The sequence below is a fragment of the Brevundimonas sp. genome (genome assembly GCF_016742135.1).
Classification (GTDB): Bacteria; Pseudomonadota; Alphaproteobacteria; order Caulobacterales; family Caulobacteraceae; genus Brevundimonas.
In genome coordinates, this window is sequence record NZ_JACVCG010000001.1 from 107,085 (window position 1) to 124,953 (window position 17,869).

The 17,869-nt window shown below is 66.8% G+C and carries 16 protein-coding genes and 1 tRNA gene; 6 read left to right on the forward strand and 11 right to left on the reverse strand.

From position 1 onward, the window contains the following. The first annotated feature begins 9 nt into the window (after positions 1 to 9). Positions 10 to 624 carry a TlpA disulfide reductase family protein gene (locus IBJ06_RS00590; RefSeq protein ID WP_292156577.1) on the forward strand — a complete coding sequence of 205 codons (615 nt, stop codon included), beginning with the start codon at positions 10 to 12 and terminating at the stop codon, positions 622 to 624. A 3-nt stretch (positions 625 to 627) separates the two neighbouring features. Here IBJ06_RS00590 and IBJ06_RS00595 read toward each other — a convergent pair whose 3' ends face one another. Together IBJ06_RS00595 and IBJ06_RS00600 are read right to left on the reverse strand one after the other, a co-directional pair. Further along, positions 628 to 927 carry a hypothetical protein gene (locus IBJ06_RS00595; protein WP_292156578.1) on the reverse strand — a complete coding sequence of 100 codons (300 nt, stop codon included), beginning with the start codon at positions 925 to 927 and terminating at the stop codon, positions 628 to 630. Positions 928 to 1,011: 84 nt separating this feature from the next. Beyond that, positions 1,012 to 1,088: transfer RNA gene (locus IBJ06_RS00600), tRNA-Met, on the reverse strand. A gap of 157 nt (positions 1,089 to 1,245) precedes the next feature. Here IBJ06_RS00600 and IBJ06_RS00605 point away from each other — a divergent pair. The 3 genes from IBJ06_RS00605 (at position 1,246) to IBJ06_RS00615 (ending at position 6,081) form a co-directional block, all read left to right on the forward strand. Further along, the gene (locus tag IBJ06_RS00605; RefSeq protein ID WP_292156579.1) at positions 1,246 to 2,511 is read left to right on the forward strand and encodes a PQQ-dependent sugar dehydrogenase; all 1,266 of its coding nucleotides are present in this window, start codon (positions 1,246 to 1,248) and stop codon (positions 2,509 to 2,511) included. 172 nt (positions 2,512 to 2,683) lie between these two features. After that, positions 2,684 to 3,889, forward strand: a complete 1,206-nt coding sequence (locus tag IBJ06_RS00610) for an acetyl-CoA C-acetyltransferase (RefSeq protein ID WP_292156580.1) — start codon at positions 2,684 to 2,686, stop codon at positions 3,887 to 3,889. A 17-nt stretch (positions 3,890 to 3,906) separates the two neighbouring features. Further along, entirely contained in the window at positions 3,907 to 6,081 is a 2,175-nt protein-coding gene (locus tag IBJ06_RS00615) for a 3-hydroxyacyl-CoA dehydrogenase NAD-binding domain-containing protein (RefSeq protein ID WP_292156581.1), read from the forward strand. 144 nt (positions 6,082 to 6,225) lie between these two features. Here the strand turns inward: IBJ06_RS00615 and cysC are convergent, their stop codons facing one another. Further along, positions 6,226 to 8,061, reverse strand: coding sequence for an adenylyl-sulfate kinase (cysC, locus tag IBJ06_RS00620; RefSeq protein ID WP_292156582.1), 1,836 nt, complete (start codon positions 8,059 to 8,061; stop codon positions 6,226 to 6,228). Next, a complete protein-coding gene (gene cysD / locus IBJ06_RS00625) occupies positions 8,061 to 8,993 on the reverse strand; it encodes a sulfate adenylyltransferase subunit CysD (protein WP_292156583.1) in 933 nt (310 codons plus the stop codon). The genes cysC and cysD overlap by 1 nt, the downstream gene beginning before the upstream one ends. Before the next feature lie 123 nt (positions 8,994 to 9,116). Between cysD and IBJ06_RS00630 the strand changes: the two genes are divergently transcribed. After that, positions 9,117 to 10,421, forward strand: a complete 1,305-nt coding sequence (locus tag IBJ06_RS00630) for a UDP-glucose/GDP-mannose dehydrogenase family protein (protein WP_292156584.1) — start codon at positions 9,117 to 9,119, stop codon at positions 10,419 to 10,421. Positions 10,422 to 10,423: 2 nt separating this feature from the next. Here the strand turns inward: IBJ06_RS00630 and IBJ06_RS00635 are convergent, their stop codons facing one another. Beyond that, positions 10,424 to 10,597: a hypothetical protein gene (locus IBJ06_RS00635; RefSeq protein ID WP_292156585.1), complete on the reverse strand. Its 174-nt coding sequence runs from the start codon at positions 10,595 to 10,597 to the stop codon at positions 10,424 to 10,426. Between the two features lie 134 nt (positions 10,598 to 10,731). Beyond that, entirely contained in the window at positions 10,732 to 11,406 is a 675-nt protein-coding gene (locus tag IBJ06_RS00640; protein ID WP_292156586.1) for an OmpA family protein, read from the reverse strand. A gap of 225 nt (positions 11,407 to 11,631) precedes the next feature. Between IBJ06_RS00640 and IBJ06_RS00645 the strand changes: the two genes are divergently transcribed. Continuing rightward, positions 11,632 to 12,543, forward strand: a complete 912-nt coding sequence (locus IBJ06_RS00645; protein WP_292157256.1) for a 2-oxoglutarate and iron-dependent oxygenase domain-containing protein — start codon at positions 11,632 to 11,634, stop codon at positions 12,541 to 12,543. A 92-nt stretch (positions 12,544 to 12,635) separates the two neighbouring features. Here IBJ06_RS00645 and IBJ06_RS00650 read toward each other — a convergent pair whose 3' ends face one another. From IBJ06_RS00650 to IBJ06_RS00670, 5 genes are all read right to left on the reverse strand, one after another. Next, entirely contained in the window at positions 12,636 to 14,513 is a 1,878-nt protein-coding gene (locus IBJ06_RS00650; protein ID WP_292156587.1) for a ubiquitin-activating E1 FCCH domain-containing protein, read from the reverse strand. A 117-nt stretch (positions 14,514 to 14,630) separates the two neighbouring features. Beyond that, positions 14,631 to 15,356 (reverse strand): monofunctional biosynthetic peptidoglycan transglycosylase, encoded by a 726-nt coding sequence (mtgA, locus tag IBJ06_RS00655; protein WP_292157257.1) that lies wholly within the window; start codon positions 15,354 to 15,356, stop codon positions 14,631 to 14,633. 64 nt (positions 15,357 to 15,420) lie between these two features. Continuing rightward, positions 15,421 to 16,386 carry a WD40 repeat domain-containing protein gene (locus tag IBJ06_RS00660; RefSeq protein ID WP_292156588.1) on the reverse strand — a complete coding sequence of 322 codons (966 nt, stop codon included), beginning with the start codon at positions 16,384 to 16,386 and terminating at the stop codon, positions 15,421 to 15,423. Next, a complete protein-coding gene (locus tag IBJ06_RS00665; protein WP_292156589.1) occupies positions 16,383 to 16,799 on the reverse strand; it encodes a DUF1330 domain-containing protein in 417 nt (138 codons plus the stop codon). Before IBJ06_RS00665 ends, IBJ06_RS00660 begins: the two co-directional genes overlap by 4 nt. Beyond that, positions 16,796 to 17,863: a GTP-binding protein gene (locus IBJ06_RS00670; RefSeq protein WP_292156590.1), complete on the reverse strand. Its 1,068-nt coding sequence runs from the start codon at positions 17,861 to 17,863 to the stop codon at positions 16,796 to 16,798. The genes IBJ06_RS00665 and IBJ06_RS00670 overlap by 4 nt, the downstream gene beginning before the upstream one ends. Positions 17,864 to 17,869: the final 6 nt, after the last annotated feature.

Here is a 17,869-nt window from a genome sequence, read left to right on the forward strand (position 1 = left end):
AAGGGTTCTGTGAAGACGGCTCTGGCCATCGGCGCGGCGGTTCTGGTCGCCCTGATCGCCGGTGGCGTGCTGCTATATCCGCATATTGCCCCGGGGTCCAAAGACAAGGCCGCTGCGGGCGCGACTGGCGCGCAGAGCGAGCTGTCGGTCTATGCGAAAGGCCCGCTGACCCGCCTGTCTGCGCCCGTCGATCTCGTGCCCGCCCCGGACTACGGCTTTGTCGATCGCGAAGGGGAGGCCGCCAGCTTCGCCGACTTCAAGGGCAAGGTGGTGGTGGTCAATCTGTGGGCCATGTGGTGCGCCCCGTGCCGCACGGAGATGCCGACGCTGGCGACCCTGGCCTCGGCCTATGAGGGCACCGACCTGCTGGTCCTGCCGATCAATGTCGACTCGGGCGACGACGCCATCGCCGATGCGAAAAGCTTCCTCGATGTGCACGAGCCCTTGCCCTTCTATTCGGACAAGAGCTTCCGCCTGCCGTTCCTGTTCCCGGAATCGGGCAAGATGCCCCAGACGATCCTGCTGGACCGCCAGGGGCGTATCCGGGCGACATTCGCCGGGGAGGCCGACTGGGCCAGCGCGGAAGCCCGGGCCCTGGTCGATGCCCTGCTGGCCGAGTCCTGAGGCCTATTCGACGCGCTCGCCGGTGGCCGGATTGACGGCACCCTCGCGGCCCTCGGCGGCGGCCTCGGCCTGATTTTCCTCGAGCTTGTTGGCCAGCTTGCCCGCACCCTCCTCGACCGCCCGAGCGGCCTTCATGGCGCCGGACTCGATCACCTCGCCGGCCTGGGCGGCGGCATCGCCGACCGTATCACCCGCCTGCTCGGCCCTGGCTTCGGTTCTTTCCTGCTCGGTCTCGGTACAGGCGGCCATGCCAAGGGCGAGGGCCGATGCTGCGCCGGCGATCTTTAAGGTGCGCGTGATCATGATGGGTCCCTTCCGGATGGATGATCCGTCCGGAACGTCGGGCCAACGGCCGAGGTTGCATCTGATGCCGGTAAGGGAGACCGGTGGTGGCTGGAGGCGGACTTGAACCGCCGACCTGTGGGTTATGAATCCACCGCTCTAACCAGCTGAGCTATCCAGCCCCGGGTCACCGGGTCGCGGGGCCAAGGGGTCGGCCTTCGCGAGACGCGTCGCTATATAGGCCTGAGGGTCCGGGTTCAAGCGTCTCATTTTCGGAACAGGACCCTGCCTCGCGACGTATACAGTCAAGCCCCGTTTCGACCAGACCAAGGAACTGACATGACCGCTCCCAAAGCGCTTCCCCGCCGGGCAATGTTTCGCGCCGGTCGCCTGACGGCCGCCGCATCCCTCGGCATCCTGATGGCGGCCTGCAATGTGAGTGGATCGGTGGGTGCCAGTCCCGCTGAGCCGGGCGATCCGGTGGAGACCCGGGCCGCCAATGCCCCGGACCAGACGCCGGCTTTTGAAGGGCAGACGCGCGCGCCCGGCGTGATCACCGAAGGCCAGCTCAGCCATACCGTCGTGGCGGAAGGCCTGGTCAATCCCTGGGGCATGGCGCTGATGCCGGACGGCAACTGGCTGGTCACCGAACGCCCGGGCCGCCTGCGGATCATCACCGCCGATGGACAGGTGGGCGAGCCGGTTTCCGGGCTGCCCGATGTCGATGCGAGGGGGCAGGGTGGCCTGCTGGATGTCGTGACCGGCCCGGACTTTGCCAATGATCGCATGATCTACTGGAGCTACTCGGAGCCCCGCGACGGCGGCAACGGCACGACGGTGGCGCGGGGGATCCTGTCTGCGGACGGAAGCCGGGTCGAGGCCGTGGAAGTCATCTTCCGCGCCGTTCCGGCCTATGCCGGTGACAAGCATTTTGGCTCCTCGCTGGCGTTCGCGCCGGACGGCAAGTTGTTCATCACCGTGGGCGAGCGGTCCGACGCCGCCGTCCGGGATCAGGCCCAGGATCTGGGCTCGCACTATGGCAAGACCATCCGCATCAATGCCGACGGCACGGTCCCCTCGGACAACCCCTTCGTCGGTCAGGCCGGCGCGCGGCCCGAGATATGGTCCTGGGGCCACCGCAATCCCCAGGGCATTGCCGTTGCCTCCGACGGCGCAGTCTGGTCGGTCGAGCACGGGCCGCGCGGTGGTGACGAGATCAATCTGACCCGGCCCGGTCTCAACTATGGCTGGCCCGAGGTGACCTACGGGATCGAATATCGTGGGGCCGCAGTCGGTGAGGGGATCACGGCCCGTGAGGGCACGGAACAGCCGGTCTATTACTGGGACCCTGTCATCGCGCCGGGCGGCATGACGATTTACCGGGGCGCCATGTTCCCGGGCTGGGAGGGCAACCTGCTGGTCGCGGCGCTCGGCCAGAAACACATCGCCCGGCTGGTGATCGAGGATGACCGCGTGGTCGGTGAAGAGCGTCTGCTGACCGATCTGGGCGACCGGGTCCGCGACGTCGCGGTCGGTCCTGACGGCGCGGTGTGGGCGATCACCGATGAGCGCAACGGCAAGCTGGTCCGGCTGTACCGCCCCTGATGACATCCCGCAGCGGCGGTGACCGGTCCGTTCGGCCACAGCCGTCGCCGCATTGTTACTTGACGTTGACGTAAACGTAGGGTTTCTGACGCCCACGTTTCGATTCCGAACTCGCCCTCACGCAGCGAGGCCCCGCGGGCCGAGCGACAGGGCCAGCAAAAGAGAGACCGCCATGACCGAGGCCTATATCTACGACGCCGTCCGCACGCCGCGCGGCAAGGGCAAGAAGGACGGCAGCCTTCACGAGATCACCGCCCTGTCCCTGGCGACCCAGGTGCTGGAAGCCCTGCGGGACCGGAACGGGCTGGACACCTCAAAGGTCGATGACGTCATCCTCGGTTGCGTCTCGCCGGTGGGGGAGCAAGGGGCCGACATCGCCCGCACGGCGGTGATGAACGCCGGCTGGGCCGAGACCACGGCGGGCGTCCAGATCAACCGCTTCTGCGCCTCGGGTCTTGAGGCCGTGAACATGGCTGCGGCCAAGGTCAAATCGGGCGAGGCCGACATGGCCGTCGGCGGGGGCATCGAGGCCATGAGCCGTGTGCCCATGGGCTCGGACGGTGGGGCCTGGCCGGTCGACCCGACCTCGGCCTTCAAGACCTATTTCGTGCCCCAGGGCGTCTCGGCCGACATGATCGCCTCGAAATGGGGCTTCTCGCGCGCCGACGTCGACGCTTATTCGGTCGAAAGCCACAAGCGCGCCGCCCGCTCCTGGGCCGAGGGTCGGTTCAAGCGCTCGGTTGTGCCGGTCAAGGACCAGCTGGGCCTGACCATCCTCGACCACGACGAGACCATCCGCCCCAACACCGACATGCAGACGCTGGGCAGCTTGAACCCCTCCTTCCAGATGATGGGAGAAATGGCCTTCGACGCCGTGATCAACCAGCGCTACCCCGAGGTGGCGCGCGTCAATCACGTCCACACGCCGGGCAACAGCTCGGGCATCGTCGACGGCTCGGCCGGGGTGCTGATCGGCACGCTGGCCGCCGGGCGCGCCCTGGGGCTCGAGCCGCGCGCGCGCATCAAGGGCGCCGCCTCGATCGGGTCGGAGCCCTCCATCATGCTGACCGGCCCCGAGTTCGTGACCACCAAACTGCTGAACAAGCTGGGCATGACGCCGGACGACATCGACCTGTTCGAGCTGAACGAGGCCTTCGCCGCCGTGGTCCTGCGCTATATGCAGGCGCTCGATATCGACCACGACAAGATCAACGTCTGCGGCGGCGCCATCGCCATGGGCCACCCCTTGGGCGCCACCGGGGCCATGATCCTCGGCACGGTGCTGGACGAGCTGGAACGCTCGGACAAGACCACGGCGCTCGCCACCCTCTGCATCGGCGGCGGCATGGGCACCGCCACCGTTATCGAACGCGTCTGATCCGGGAGAGATTGACCATGGAAAACTTCAAGATCGACGTCGACGCCGACGGCATCGCCCTGATCACCTTCGATGTGCCGGGCCGTTCGATGAACACCCTGACCGGCAAGGTCATGCAGGAAATCCCGGAGTGGGTCGAACGGGTGAAGACCGACGACGCCATCAAGGGTGCGGTCCTGACCTCGGGCAAGAGCTCGGGCTTCTGCGCCGGTGCTGACCTTGGCGATATGGCCGCAGGCATGCTGACCGGCGGTTCGCTGCAGGACGCCTTTGACGCCGGCTGGCGGCTGAACGGGGCGCTGCGCGCGCTGGAGACCTGCGGCAAGCCGGTGGCGGCCGCGATCAACGGCCTCGCCCTCGGCGGCGGTCTGGAATTGACCCTGGCCTGTCACTACCGCGTGGTCGGCGACAGCCCGAAGATCCAGCTGGGCCTGCCCGAGATCAAGGTCGGCCTGTTCCCTGGCGGTGGCGGCACCCAGCGGCTGACGCGCCTTGTCGGCGTGCAGGCGGCGATGATGGCCATGACCGAGGGCAAGTCCTTCCGTCCGAACGACGCGAAGGGCGCCGGCATTGTGCACGAGGTCGTGCCGGTCGGCACCGAGGTCGAGGCCGCGAAGGCCTGGGTCAAGGGCGGCGGCAAGGCCGTCCAGCCGTGGGACGACAAGGGCTTCAAACTGCCGGGCGGCGGACCCTACCACCCGGCCGGCATCCAGAACTTCCTGGTCGGCAACGCCATGCTGCGCAAGCAGACCTGGGGCAACTATCCCGCCGCCATGAACCTGATGAAGGCCGTCTATGAGGGCGTGCAACTGCCCATGGACGCGGCCCTGCGCGTCGAGACCCGCTATTTCATTAAGACCCTGATGACGCCTCAGGCCCAGGGCATGATCCGCAGCCTGTTCCTGTCGAAACAGGAGCTGGACAAGGGCGCCGTCCGCCCCTCCGATGTGCCGAAGTCAGACCCGACGAAGGTCACGGTGCTGGGCGCCGGCATGATGGGCGCGGGCATCGCCTATGTGAACGCCATGGCCGGCATCGAGACCATTCTGATCGACCGCGATCAGGAAAGCGCCGACAAGGGCAAGGCCCACGTTGAGGATCTGCTGAAGAAGCGCCTGTCCCGCGGTCAGCTGACCCAGGAGAAGTTCGACGCCCTCCTGGCCTCGGTCACCGCCACCACCGACTATGACCACATCAAGGGTTCGGACCTCGTCATCGAGGCCGTGTTCGAGAACCGCGAGATCAAGGCCGATGTGACGAAACGCGCCGAGGCCCAGCTGGAGCCGGGCGCCATCTTCGGCTCCAACACCTCGACCCTGCCGATCACCGGTCTGGCCGAAGCGTCGGTGCGCCCCGAGGACTTCATCGGCATCCACTTCTTCTCGCCGGTCGACAAGATGATGCTGGTCGAGATTATCCTCGGCGAAAAGACCGGCAAGGCGGCGATTGCTAAATCGCTCGACTATGTGATGAAGATCAAAAAGACCCCGATCGTCGTCAACGACGGGCGCGGCTTCTACACCTCGCGCTGCTTCGGCACCTATGTGGCCGAGGGTATGGCCATGCTGGAAGAGGGCATCTCGCCCGTGCTGATCGACAACATCGGTCGCTCCACCGGCATGCCGCGCGGCCCGCTGGAAATGCACGACGACGTCGCGCTGGACCTGTCGGTCAAGATCGCCAGACAGACCGCCGAGGATCTGGGCGACGCCTATCAGCCGCTGCCGGGCTCCGAGATCGTCCGCAAGATGGTCGAGGATCTGGGCCGCTATGGCCGCAAGAACGGCAAGGGCTTCTATGACTATGACCAGAAGCCCAAGGTCATCTGGTCGGGTCTGGCCGAGCTGGCCCCGGTCAAGGTCGACGAACTGTCGATGGCCGATGTCGAGGACCAGCGGCGCCGTCTGCTGTTCCGTCAGGCAGTCGAGGTCGCCCGCTGCTGGGAAGAGGGCGTCATCGACGACCCGCGCGAAGCCGACGTCGGCGCCATCCTGGCCTGGGGCTTTGCGCCCTGGACCGGCGGTCCGATCACCTACATCGACCAGTATGGCCTGAAGGCCTTCGTCGAACAGGCCGATGCCTATGCCGTCCGGTACGGCGACCGCTTCAGCCCGCCGCAGCTGCTGCGTGATATGGCCGCGAAGGACGAGACCTTCTACGGCAAGTTCGCTCCGGAGAAGAAGGTGGCGTGAGCAGCTCCTCACCCGCAAAGCGGGGGAGGGGGACCATTCGAAGGATGGTGGAGGGGGCGGAAGTACACGCCGGTGCCTGAGGTCGCCCCCTCCACCCCTTCGGGGTCCCCCTCCCCCGTTCGCTTCGCTCCAGGGGAGGATCAATCAGTCCCTGAGCCGTCCGGCGTCCTTCAGGGCCGCGATGACCTGATCGGCCGCCGCATCAATCGCCAGCTGGTCGGTGCGGATGTGCAGCTCCGGCGCCTTGGGGGCCTCATAGGGGCTGTCGATTCCGGTGAAGTTCGCCAGCTCGCCGGCCCGCGCCTTCCTGTAGAGGCCCTTGATGTCGCGGGCCTCGACAACCTCTAGCGGGGCATCGACAAACACCTCCATGAACTCGCCCTCGACCATCAGGCCTCGCGCCATCTGACGCTCGGCCGCAAACGGCGAGATCAGCGACACCAGCACGATCAGGCCGGCATCGGCCATCATCCGGGCGGTCTCGGCGGCGCGGCGGATGTTCTCGACCCGGTCGGCGTCGGTGAAGCCCAGGTCGCGGCTGAGGCCGTGGCGCAGATTGTCGCCGTCGATCAGATAGGCATGGTGGCCCATGGCGGTCAGCCGCGCCTCGACCGCATTGGCCAGCGTCGACTTGCCCGCGCCCGACAGGCCGGTCAGCCATAGTACGGCGGGCTTTTGCCCCTTCAGCCGCGCGCGCGTCTCCCGGTCTACATTCAGCGCCTGCCGGTGGATGTTGTGCGCCCGCCGCAGGGCAAAGCGGATCATGCCCGCCCCGACGGTCTCAAGACTCTGGCGGTCGATCAGGATGAAACCGCCGAACTCCGGGCTCTCCTCATAGGGGGCAAAGGCGATCTCGCGCCCCAGCGTCAGATGCACCAGTCCGATGTCATTCATCGACAGGGTGCGCGCGGCCAGTGGGGCAAGGGTCTGCACATCGACCCGGTGGCGGATGTCGCTGATCTGGACCGGCACGGTGCGCGTGCCCAGCCTGAGGTCATACATACGGCCGGGCAGAAGCGGGTCCTCGCCCATCCAGACCAGATGGGCCTCGAATTGGTCGGCGACCTCCAGCGGGCTATCGCCCGTGGTCAGCACATCACCACGCGCCACATCCAGCTCGGTGTCCAGCCGGATCAGGATCGACCGACCGGGCAGGCCCTCGGCGACCGGGCCGTCGCCGTCCAGGACCGACTCGACCGTCGCCGTCCGGCCCGACGGGAGCACCCGCACGGCCTGACCGGCCCGCACCGTTCCCGAGGCGACCTGCCCGCTATAGGCCCGGCCCCCTTCCGGCAGTCGCACCACGCCCTGCACCGCCATCCGGAACGGCGCCTCGCCCTCGCGTCCGCGCACGGGCAGGCGCTCCAGCGCCTCCAGCAGGGTCGGCCCCTGATACCAGGGCATGAGCGCGCCGCGCTCCACCACCTGGTCTCCCGTCCGGCCGCTGACCGGAATGGCGATGACGGTCTCTATGCCCAGCTTCGCGGCGAAGGGGGCAAAGGCCTCGGCAATCGGCCGGAACACCGCTTCGGCACCACCGACCCGATCCATCTTGGTCACCGCCAGAATGACCGTCTTCATGCCCAGCAGGGCGACCAGATGGCTGTGCCGCCGGGTCTGGGGCAGCAGTCCCTTTTCGGCATCGACCAGAATGACCGCGACATCGGCGTTCGATGCGCCGGTCACCATATTGCGGGTAAACTGCTCGTGGCCCGGGGCATCGATGGCCAGAAACGCCCGGCGCGGGGTTGCGAACGGGCGATAGGCCACATCGATGGTGATGCCCTGTTCCCGTTCGGCCATCAGCCCGTCGATCAGGGCCGCGTGATCGAGCTCGCCCTCCGGCGTCAGCGGCAGGGCCCGGTCGGTCGGCAGGGCCCCGGCATCGTGCAGCAGCCGCCCCAGCAGGGTCGATTTGCCGTCATCGACCGATCCGCAGGTGATGAAGGCCAGCCGGCCAGAGGTCGCAGACGCGGCCATCAGAAATAGCCTTCCTGCTTCTTGCGCTCCATCGACCCGGCCTGATCGACGTCGATCAGCCGGCCCTGACGCTCGGACACGCGCGAGGTCTGCATTTCGGCGATGACCTGATCCAGGGTTTCCGCCTCGCTCTCGATAGCCCCGCTCAACGGATAACAGCCGAGGGTGCGGAAGCGGACCTTGAGCATCCGCGGTGTCTCGCCCGGCTCCAGCCGCATGCGGTCGTCGTCGACCACGATCAGCCGCCCCTGCCGCTCGACTACCGGCCGCTCGCGCGCGAAATAGAGAGGGACCACCGGAATGTCCTCGAGGGCGATGTAGTCCCACACATCCGCCTCGGTCCAGTTGGAGAGGGGAAAGACCCGCACCGACTGACCCGGCCTCAGGCGGGCATTGTAGAGCGACCACAGCTCGGGTCGCTGGGCGCGGGGGTCCCAGGCATGACCCGCCCCCCGCATCGAGAAGACGCGCTCCTTGGACCGGCTGGCCTCCTCGTCGCGGCGCGCCCCGCCGATGGCCGCGTCGAACCCGTGGGCGTCCAGCGCCTGTTTCAGCCCTTGCGTCTTCCACATATCGGTATGAACGGCCGAGCCCTGATCGAACGGATTGATCCCCCGTGCCTCGGCTTCGGGGTTCCTGTGCACGATCAGCTTCAGGCCGCTCTCGGACGCCATCCGTTCGCGCAGGGCGTACATCTCGCGGAATTTCCAGCCGGTATCGACATGCAGCATCGGCCAGGGCGCGTGGGCCGGATGAAAGGCCTTGCGCGCCAGATGCAGCAGCACCGCCGAGTCCTTGCCGATCGAATACAGCAGCACCGGCCGCTCGCACTGGGCCGCCACCTCGCGCAGGATGTGGATGCTCTCGGACTCCAGATCGCGCAGGGCCGCGAGGCGTTCGGGCGAGGGTAGGGACGGATCAGCCACGGTCATGATTGTCACGTTGCAGACACGCATCGGTGAAACAAGCCCTGCTTGCGCGGGTGCCCTGTTCAAGGCTGCGCGGGCGGGCTATCGGGGCGGCGACAGTTCGCGAAACACCGGAAGGGATACGGCATGCGCGTGGCAATGATCGGTACGGGATATGTGGGCCTGGTGTCCGGGGCCTGCTTTGCCGACTTCGGCCATGTGGTCACCTGTGTCGACAAGGATGCCTCCAAGATCGAGCGGCTGGAGCAGGGCATCATGCCCATCTATGAGCCCGGTCTCGACACCCTGGTCGCCAAGAATGTCGAGGAAGGTCGCCTGTTCTTCGCCGTCGACGGAGCCGAGGCCATACGTCAGGCCGACGCCGTCTTCATCGCCGTGGGCACGCCCTCGCGTCGCGGAGACGGCCACGCCGACCTCAGCTATGTCTATGCCGCCGCCGAGGAGATCGCCGGTCTGATCGACGGGTTCACCGTGGTGGTCACCAAATCGACCGTGCCGGTCGGCACCGGCGATGAGATCGAGCGCATCATCCGCGAGCGTCGTCCGGACGCGGAATTCGCCGTGGTCTCCAACCCCGAATTCCTCCGCGAAGGTGCCGCCATCGGCGACTTCAAACGTCCGGATCGCGTCGTGGTCGGCACCGATGACGACCGGGCCCGTAAGGTGATGAGCGAGCTTTATCGCCCGCTGAACCTCAATGAATCGCCGCTGCTGTTCGTGGGCCGCCGCACCTCGGAACTGATCAAATACGCCGCCAACGCCTTCCTCGCCCTGAAGATCACCTTCATCAACGAGATGGCCGATCTGTGCGAGGCCGTGGGCGCCGATGTGCAGCAGGTCGCGCGCGGCATTGGTCTGGACAACCGCATCGGCTCGAAATTCCTGCACGCCGGCCCGGGTTATGGCGGCTCCTGCTTTCCGAAGGACACCCTTGCCCTGGTGCGCACTGCCGTGGATGCCGGCAGTCCCGTGCGACTGGTCGAGACCACGGTCGAGGTCAATGACGCGCGCAAGAAGGCCATGGCCGGGCGCGTCGAAAAAGCGCTGGACGGCGACCTGTCGGGCAAGACGGTCGCGGTGCTGGGTCTGACCTTCAAGCCCAACACCGATGACATGCGCGACTCGCCCTCGCTGGACCTGGTGCCCGCCCTGATCGCGGCGGGGGCAAAGGTCCAGGCCTTCGACCCCGAGGGCATGCATGAGGCCAAGGCGCTGCTGAAGGGGGTCGATTTCCGCGATGGGCCCTATGACGCGGTCAAGGATGCCGATGCGGTGGTCATCGTGACGGAATGGGACCCGTTCCGCGCGCTGGATCTGGATCGCCTGAAGTCGCTGGTGAAGCAGCCGGTCATCGTCGACCTGCGCAACATCTATCGTCCCGAAGACATGCGGGCGCGTGGCTTCCGCTACACCTCGATCGGCCGGGCCTGAAGCTAACGGGTCGAGGCGGGTATCAGGATCTCGGCCCGGGCCACGGGGCGGTCGGCATCATCGATCATGACGGCCCGCCCGACGCCGATGACCAGACCGGCCGAGACGACGGCGGCGGCCACGCCGATCGAGATCAGCCTTGCGCCCTCCAGCCATTCCCGATTGTCCGGACCCACGGCCACCCCCGGTTAACCCTCGCCCAGCCAAAGCACAGGCCAGGGGGGGACGGCAAGCCTTGCCGAACGCGAGTCGACAAAAAAGGCGGGCCCCCGGGGGGGACCCGCCCTTCTTTACGCTTGTCTTGCCGTGATCAGCCGCGGAACGGACGGATCAGGATTTCCACCCGACGGTTCTGGGCGCGGCCCTGGGTCGTGTCGTTCGAGGCGACGGGCTCGCGCGAACTGCGACCTTCGATGAACAGGCGCTCGGGCATGACGCCGTTTCGGATCAGGGCGTCGGCCACCGACAGGGCCCGGCGTTCGGACAGCGGCTGGTTGATGTGGTCGCCGCCGGTGGAATCGGTGTGCCCGATGATATCGACCGTGCTCCGGTCGTACTGCCGCAGGACCGCGGCAACATCGGCCAGAACCGCGTTGAACTGCGGATCGATGTTGGACTGGTTGGTGGCGAAGGTCACGTCCGACGGCATGCGCAGGACCAGGTTGTCGCCCTGGCGAACGACGCCGACGCCGGTGCCGGACAGTTGCTCTTCCATGGCGCGCTGCTGGCGGTCCATGTACTGGCCGACCGCCGCCCCGGCGAGAGCGCCGACGCCGGCCCCGATCAACGCGTTCCTGCGGCCCTGCTCGCCGTCCGAGGTGTTGGTCAGGTAACCCAGCACGGCGCCACCGAGAGCACCCGCAATGGCACCGGTTCCGGTGTTGTTGCGACGCGGCTGTGAGCTGTAGGGGTCGGTGGTGGTGCAGGCTGCGGCTCCCAAAAGGGTGGCAATGGCCGCGCCGGTCATCAGAATCTTGGTGCGCATGTGTCTCGTCCTGTGATTTGGGCGTCAGGCCCGGTTAACGCGAGCCTTACGGTGAAGGTTCCCATCTGTATCGGATATGAACGGCGCTGCCATCCGTTTGCCATCGGGGGGTGTCACGGCGTATCAGCCTGAAGCCCTGCCACTGCCTGAACGGACGCTGCCGTGACCGCCGAACCCGCCTCCTCCCACACCGATCTGTCCGCGCGGGGCATTACGCCCGTGTCCATGTCGCTCTACGACCGTGATTTCCAGGCCTTTGCCGATGCCCTGGGCGGGTCTTTCGAACGCTATGGCTTTGCCGTGATCGCCGATCACGGCCTGGACCAGACGGTGATCGACGCCGCGCTGAACGACGCCAAGGCCTTCTTTGCCCTGCCGGAAGACGTCAAGCGGGCCTATCACCTGCCGGGCACGGGCGGGGCGCGCGGACTGACCCCCTTCGGCGTCGAGGCGGCCAAGGGCGCGGCGGCGGTCGACCTCAAGGAGTTCTGGCACGTCGGCCGTGAGCTGCCCGAGGGGCATCCCTACCGGAAATATATGCGGGACAATCTGTGGCCGACCGAGGTCGAGGGCTTCCGTGACCACCTGTATGGCCTCTTCGAGGCGATGGATGCGCTCGGAGCCCGCATCCTGCGTGCCATCGCCCGGCATCTGGGGCTCGGCGACGATTATTTCGAGGACAAGGTCCAGCTGGGCAACAGCATCCTGCGCCTGCTGCACTACCCGCCGGTGACGGGCGAGCCCGCCGGGGTTCGTGCCGGCGCGCATGAAGACATCAATGTCATCACCCTGCTGCTGGGCGCCGAGGAAGCCGGGCTGCAGCTCAAGGAAAAGGACGGCAGCTGGCTGGATATCGCCCCGCCGCCGGGCGCCCTGGTGGTCAATATCGGCGACATGCTGCAGCGGCTGACCAATCACGTCCTGCCGTCAACCAGCCACCGGGTGATCAATCCGTCGCCCGAGCGCAGCCGGTTCGCCCGCTATTCCATGCCCTTCTTCCTGCACTTCAATCCGGACTTCGTGATCGAGACCCTGCCGTCGACCATCACGCCGGACAATCCGGACCGCTATGCCGGGAAGGCGATCATGGCCGAGGACTTCCTGACCGAACGCCTCAGGGAAATCCGGCTGATCTGAGCGCTCAAGCAGCGAGCGACCGCGTCGCGAGCGATAGCGCGAAGACACTGCGCTCAGGCAGCGAGCGACCGCGTCGCGAGCGATAGCGCCAGCTATTTCGAGATTCTCAGCCGGGTGATGTCGCGGCCGATGGCCTTGAAGGCGTCCGACAGGTCCGCTCCGCTGGCGGGCAGATAGACGTGCGCGGCGCTGGAGGCGCAATCCCGGATCACGCGCTCGGCACCCCCTCCGGAATCCACCAGGAAGCCGACAGTGTAGACGATGATCCCCTGGGCCTTCATGGCCGCGCAGGTCGAAAGCGTCTGGGCGAAGGGGTCGCCGTTGGTGGCGTTGCAGAAGATGTGGTCGGCCGCGCTGCCCGAGCCCGTCCCCGCATCCCGGGCGATGACGCCCGAGCAATAGGGGGTGTTGAACTCGCCGTCGGTCATGAGGATCACGGCCTTCAGCAGGTCCGGGTCGCCATAGGCCCCGGCCGCGCTGGCTGGCCACAGGCTGTTGAAATTGGGCGAGACAGTATACCAGCCCCACGAAGCCCCGATCTGCCCGGCGGTCGAGCCGATCACCGGAAGGTTATTGATCAGGTTGATGACCGCGGCCCGGTCACTGGTCAGCGGCATCAACTGGGCATCAGGACAGGTATTCCCGGACCCGCCGCCATAGACAAATCCGACCCGCGCCGCAGCCGTGGGCGCGGCATCCGTATAGGCCTGGGGGCCCGTGCGTTCGCTTACACAGGTGGATGCCGGGAACCAGCGCAGGTTACCGACCGCATTGCGGAACACCCGCCACTGACATCCATACTGCCCGCACCAGGATCGCCCGTTCGAGGTGTATGTGCCCCAGGTGGCACCGGTCACACCGATCGAATAGGTGGTGTTGCTCAGCCGGGTGATCTCATAGCCGGTGTTGTTGATCTGGGTCATGCCCCGGACGTCGGTGATGTAGACGCTGTCCCCGGTCGACAGGCCGTGGTTGCTGCTGGTCGTCACCACGACGGAACAATCCGACTGCAGACAGCCCCGGATGCGTCCGTCCCGGGTATAGGAGCTGAACCCGTCGCTGGACCGGGTTCTCAGCGTGCTCCAGCTCGACCCGTTCCAGAATTCCAGAGAAAAGGTGTTGTTGGTGATCCTGACCACGCGATAGGCGCGGTTGTTGATCTGGGTCATGCCCACGACCTGGTCGATCCAGACGAAATCGCCCGTCGAAAAGCCATGCCCGTTCGAGGTGATTACGCCCGGGTTGGCGCTGGTAATGCCCGAAATCGACCGGGTGATCCCGTTGGTCCAGACGGCATTGGTGATATTGATCGAGCCGGTCGGGGTGCCGCGTACAGAGTTTGCATAGCTGCCGACATTGACGCTGTTGGAATAGGGCACAACGGCCATCTTGGAGTAATAGGGCGTCTGAAGATCCTGGACGATCATGGTGGCCAGCTCGACCGCCGCGCGCTTCAGGTCGACCATGCGCTGTCCGGCCATCGAGCCTGTGATGTCCAGCACCAGCGACACTTCCAGGTTCTTGGACGAGCGGTTGACCTCGGAATGGGCCGTGACCGGCAGGTAGTCGTCCATGAACTGGCCGTAGGGCGGCAGGAAGATGTTCGCGACCAGCGCCTTCACATCGACCGAGCCCCTAGCCACCACCACCTGGTCCTCGTTCAGGACGAAGGTCGTCTTGTCCTCGCGCAGGATGATGTTCGGATAGTTGGTCAGATTGGCCCTGAGCGCATCCATGCCGACGCGCTGGATATCCGCCGGCTGGGTATAGGGCGAGCGCGCGGCCGCCAACGCCGAAGCGTCCAGCGCATCCTGCAGGTTGACCCGCACGGTCGAGGCCCGGTGAATGTCCACGCCGCCGACCGTCATCAGCACCATGACCGGCAGGCTGAGTCCGAAGATCAGGGCCACATTGCCGCGCCGATCCCCGAAGAATGCCTTCAGTCTTTCCGTCCAGAGACGAATGCCCATGATCCCGACCGCTTGTTCGATGGCGCGGGCACAGGCCCGCACATCGCTCGATCATGCACCGGGGACGGTTAAGGGAAGGTCGAGGACGCCGGTTAACGACCGGTGCGGCGCGTCCGCTCAGCCCAGTACGCAGCTCGCCAGCCCGTCATTGCGCACCGTGCCCATGGCGGCCTGGATGCGGCCGGTTCGCCCGCGTACATAGGGACCGGGGCTGGAGGCATTGTATCGCCTCGGGCTTGGCAGGACCGCCGCCAGCCGGGCGGCCTCGCGCGCCGACAGGTCCTTTGCTGACTTGCCGAACCAGTGCCGGGCCGCGGCTTCAGCGCCGTAGACGCCGGGCGCCCATTCGGCGACGTTCAGATAGACCTCGACGATTCGCCGTTTGGACCAGGTCGCCTCGATCAGGACCGTATAGCCGGCCTCAAGCCCCTTCCGGACCCAGCCCCGGCCGGGCCACAGAAAGACGTTCTTGGCGGTCTGCTGGCTGATCGTCGAGCCGCCGCGCATGCCGCCACGCCCCCGGCGTTTTGACCGCTCATTGGCCTCGAGAGCCTTTTCGATGGCCTCGAAGTCGAAACCGGCATGGCTGCAGAACCGCGCGTCCTCCGAGGCGATGACCGCCTCGACCAGCCGGGGCGAGATGTCGTCCAGCTTGCGCCAGCGATAGTCCGCCGGATGCCCGGCAAAGCCGCGCTCGACCATCAGCAGGGTGGTCAGCGGCGGCACCACCGCATGGGTCACCACGGACCCGACCGGCAGCAGGACGGCGAGGGCGAGCACGCCCAGTATCACGCCCAGACAGCCGATCCGCCGCTTCGGCTTTTCCGTCCCGAAATCCGGCATGTGCGGGGGTTCAGTCATGATCCATCATGAACAGCCCCGCTTGCCCATGGCAAGCGGGAGGAGGTTACAGATCCGCGATCCCGGCCTGACCGTCCTCATCGCCCCAGGCCAGACGGTTACCGTCCTCACTCATGGCCAGGGCACCGATCGGTGCCCCGCGTTCGGCCTTGACGAAGGCCAGTCCCTGACGCGCCGGATCAGCCCACCAGACCCGCCCGTCGCTGAGGCCCGCCGCGACCCGCCCGTGCCTGGTCGCCGCCGCCACATGGACGACCAGTGCGCCTTCCTCAAAGCCGATCTCGGAGGCTTCCTTGCCCATTGGCCCGTCCGAGCCGGTGAACGGCCACATGACCACGCCCGACGCGCCCGCCGTCGCCAGCAGCTTACCGTTCGCCAGGAAGGCGACCGAGCGGATCTTGGCCGGATAGCCCCCCATGCGCAGGTTGCGCTGATCCTTCAGCCGCCAGCCGTGCAGCTGGTTGTCCTGCATGGTGGTGACGACAAAGGCACCGTCCGGCGACACCGCCACCCCTGTATGCGAACCGGCCCACTTCAACAGGGTGGGTTGCTGGTCGGCGATCCGCGCATACCACAGTGCCGCCCCGCCATAGGTCGAGGCCACCAGTCGCCGCCCCTTGGGATCGAAGGCCAGCCCCGACACGGTCCGCTCATGGGTGAACTCGCGCCGGAAAGCGGCGTCCGAAGCGTCCAGCACGGTCGCCACCTTGCCCGCCGAATAGGCCACCATCCCGCTCTCGGGGGAGGCGGCAACCGCGTCGATCCAGCGCCCCTTCGCGTCGGCCAGCGGCACGACCTCGTCCGGGCGCGACCAGACCAGCCGCCCGTCGTCACCGCCGGTGATGACGCCCTGGCCCGAGGGATGCCGCACCGCGCACAGGACCGCCCCGTCATGCGCCTCGACTACCGACCCGTCCTCGAACCGGATCGACCCGTCGCCCAGGGCAAAAACGGCGCCTGAGGCGTCAAACAGGGCCGCAGTGGGCTGGGCGTCAAACTCGAACGATCTCATGCCCCGACCTCGCTGCAGCGGATCAAGCGGGAATTGCTGACGGCCGCCTGCCTGTGAATGACGGCCTCGCGGTATTCGGGATCGCGCAGCATTGCCAGAAAATCGGCCCCGGTCGGGTAGCGAGCGATGAAGGCGATGTCCCAGGCCTCGTCGCGCGGCCCGATCACGGTCAGCTCGGGCGTCCCGGCCCAGATCTGCTCGCCTCCGGCCCGGGCAAAAGGCGCGGCCGCCGCGCGGCGGTAAAGCTTGTACGCCTCGGCTCCCGAGACCGTCTTGCCGGTCATGGGATGGGCGGCCGGATAGAGCGCCTGTGGCCGGAAACGCACCAGATTGATCATCATCACCGGCCGGTCGTCCGGCAGGTCGCGGAAGGCGGCGAGGGCGTCGCGGGTCGGATCGATGTGCTCGATCACGCGGCGCAAGCCTCAAAGCCCTTGCGCAGGGCGGCCTCGTCCAGATCGCGACCGATGAAGACCGCGCGGCTCCAGCGGCGCTCGGCCTCGCCCCACGGCTTTTGCAGCTCGCCTTCCAGAATCATGTGGACGGCCTGGAACACCAGACGCCGGTCCTCGCCCGCCACATCGATTATGCCCTTGGCCCGCAGGATGTTCTGGCCCTGCGTCGCCAGAAGCTGGTCCAGCCACCGGGTGAAGACCTCGCCGTTCACCGGTCGGTCCAGCGACAGGGCGACGCCCTTGATGTCGTCCTCGTGCGCATGCCCCCGGGGGCCATGGTCGTGGTCATGGTGATGGTGAGTGTGGTCGTGGTCATGATGATCATGGCCACAATGCTCGTCATGGACATGACCCTCGGCGCCGTGGGGCGGGTTGAGGAAGTCCGGCCGCACCTCATTGATCCGGCCCAGATCAAATCCGTGCCGGTTCAGGATGCTGTCGAGCGGCACGTCGGCGCGCTCGGCCCGGATGATCGGCGCCAGCGGGTTCAGGCCGCGCAGCCGGGCCTCGACGGTCGCCAGTTCCTCGGGCGTTACCAGATCGGCCTTGTTCAGGATGATCTGGTCGGCAAAGGCCACCTGTTCGCGCGCCTCTTTCGAGTCATCCAGCCGCGCCATCACATGCTTGGCGTCGACCAGGGCGGTGACGCTGTCCAGCACCGTCCTTTCGCGCACATCGTCGTCTACGAAGAAGGTCTGGGCCACCGGACCGGGATCGGCCAGGCCCGTGGTCTCGACGATGATGGCGTCGAACGCCGGCTTGCCCGGGCGCTGGCGCTTCATCAGCCCCTGCACCACGCGGATCAGGTCGCCGCGCACCGTGCAGCAGACGCAGCCGTTGTTCATCTCGAACACATCCTCGTCGGCCCCGACGACCAGATCGTTGTCGATGCCGATCTCGCCGAACTCGTTGACGATCACGGCATAGCGCTTGCCGTGGTCCCCGGTCAGGATGCGGTTCAGCAGGGTGGTCTTGCCGGCGCCGAGGTAGCCGGTCAGCACGGTCACGGGTGTCTTTTCCATGGGCGC

What these genes read in the sequence shown, in the direction of transcription:
- IBJ06_RS00630 (WP_292156584.1), top strand. Translation starts at nt 9,117, where the DNA reads ATGCGCGTGGCAATGATCGGTACGGGATATGTGGGCCTGGTGTCCGGG.
- IBJ06_RS00615 (WP_292156581.1), top strand. Translation starts at nt 3,907, where the DNA reads ATGGAAAACTTCAAGATCGACGTCGACGCCGACGGCATCGCCCTGATC.
- cysD (WP_292156583.1), bottom strand. Translation starts at nt 8,993, where the DNA reads ATGACCGTGGCTGATCCGTCCCTACCCTCGCCCGAACGCCTCGCGGCC.
- IBJ06_RS00605 (WP_292156579.1), top strand. Translation starts at nt 1,246, where the DNA reads ATGACCGCTCCCAAAGCGCTTCCCCGCCGGGCAATGTTTCGCGCCGGT.
- IBJ06_RS00660 (WP_292156588.1), bottom strand. Translation starts at nt 16,386, where the DNA reads ATGAGATCGTTCGAGTTTGACGCCCAGCCCACTGCGGCCCTGTTTGAC.
- IBJ06_RS00610 (WP_292156580.1), top strand. Translation starts at nt 2,684, where the DNA reads ATGACCGAGGCCTATATCTACGACGCCGTCCGCACGCCGCGCGGCAAG.
- IBJ06_RS00595 (WP_292156578.1), bottom strand. Translation starts at nt 927, where the DNA reads ATGATCACGCGCACCTTAAAGATCGCCGGCGCAGCATCGGCCCTCGCC.
- IBJ06_RS00645 (WP_292157256.1), top strand. Translation starts at nt 11,632, where the DNA reads ATGTCGCTCTACGACCGTGATTTCCAGGCCTTTGCCGATGCCCTGGGC.
- IBJ06_RS00670 (WP_292156590.1), bottom strand. Translation starts at nt 17,863, where the DNA reads ATGGAAAAGACACCCGTGACCGTGCTGACCGGCTACCTCGGCGCCGGC.
- IBJ06_RS00650 (WP_292156587.1), bottom strand. Translation starts at nt 14,513, where the DNA reads ATGGGCATTCGTCTCTGGACGGAAAGACTGAAGGCATTCTTCGGGGAT.
- mtgA (WP_292157257.1), bottom strand. Translation starts at nt 15,356, where the DNA reads ATGCCGGATTTCGGGACGGAAAAGCCGAAGCGGCGGATCGGCTGTCTG.
- IBJ06_RS00640 (WP_292156586.1), bottom strand. Translation starts at nt 11,406, where the DNA reads ATGCGCACCAAGATTCTGATGACCGGCGCGGCCATTGCCACCCTTTTG.
- cysC (WP_292156582.1), bottom strand. Translation starts at nt 8,061, where the DNA reads ATGGCCGCGTCTGCGACCTCTGGCCGGCTGGCCTTCATCACCTGCGGA.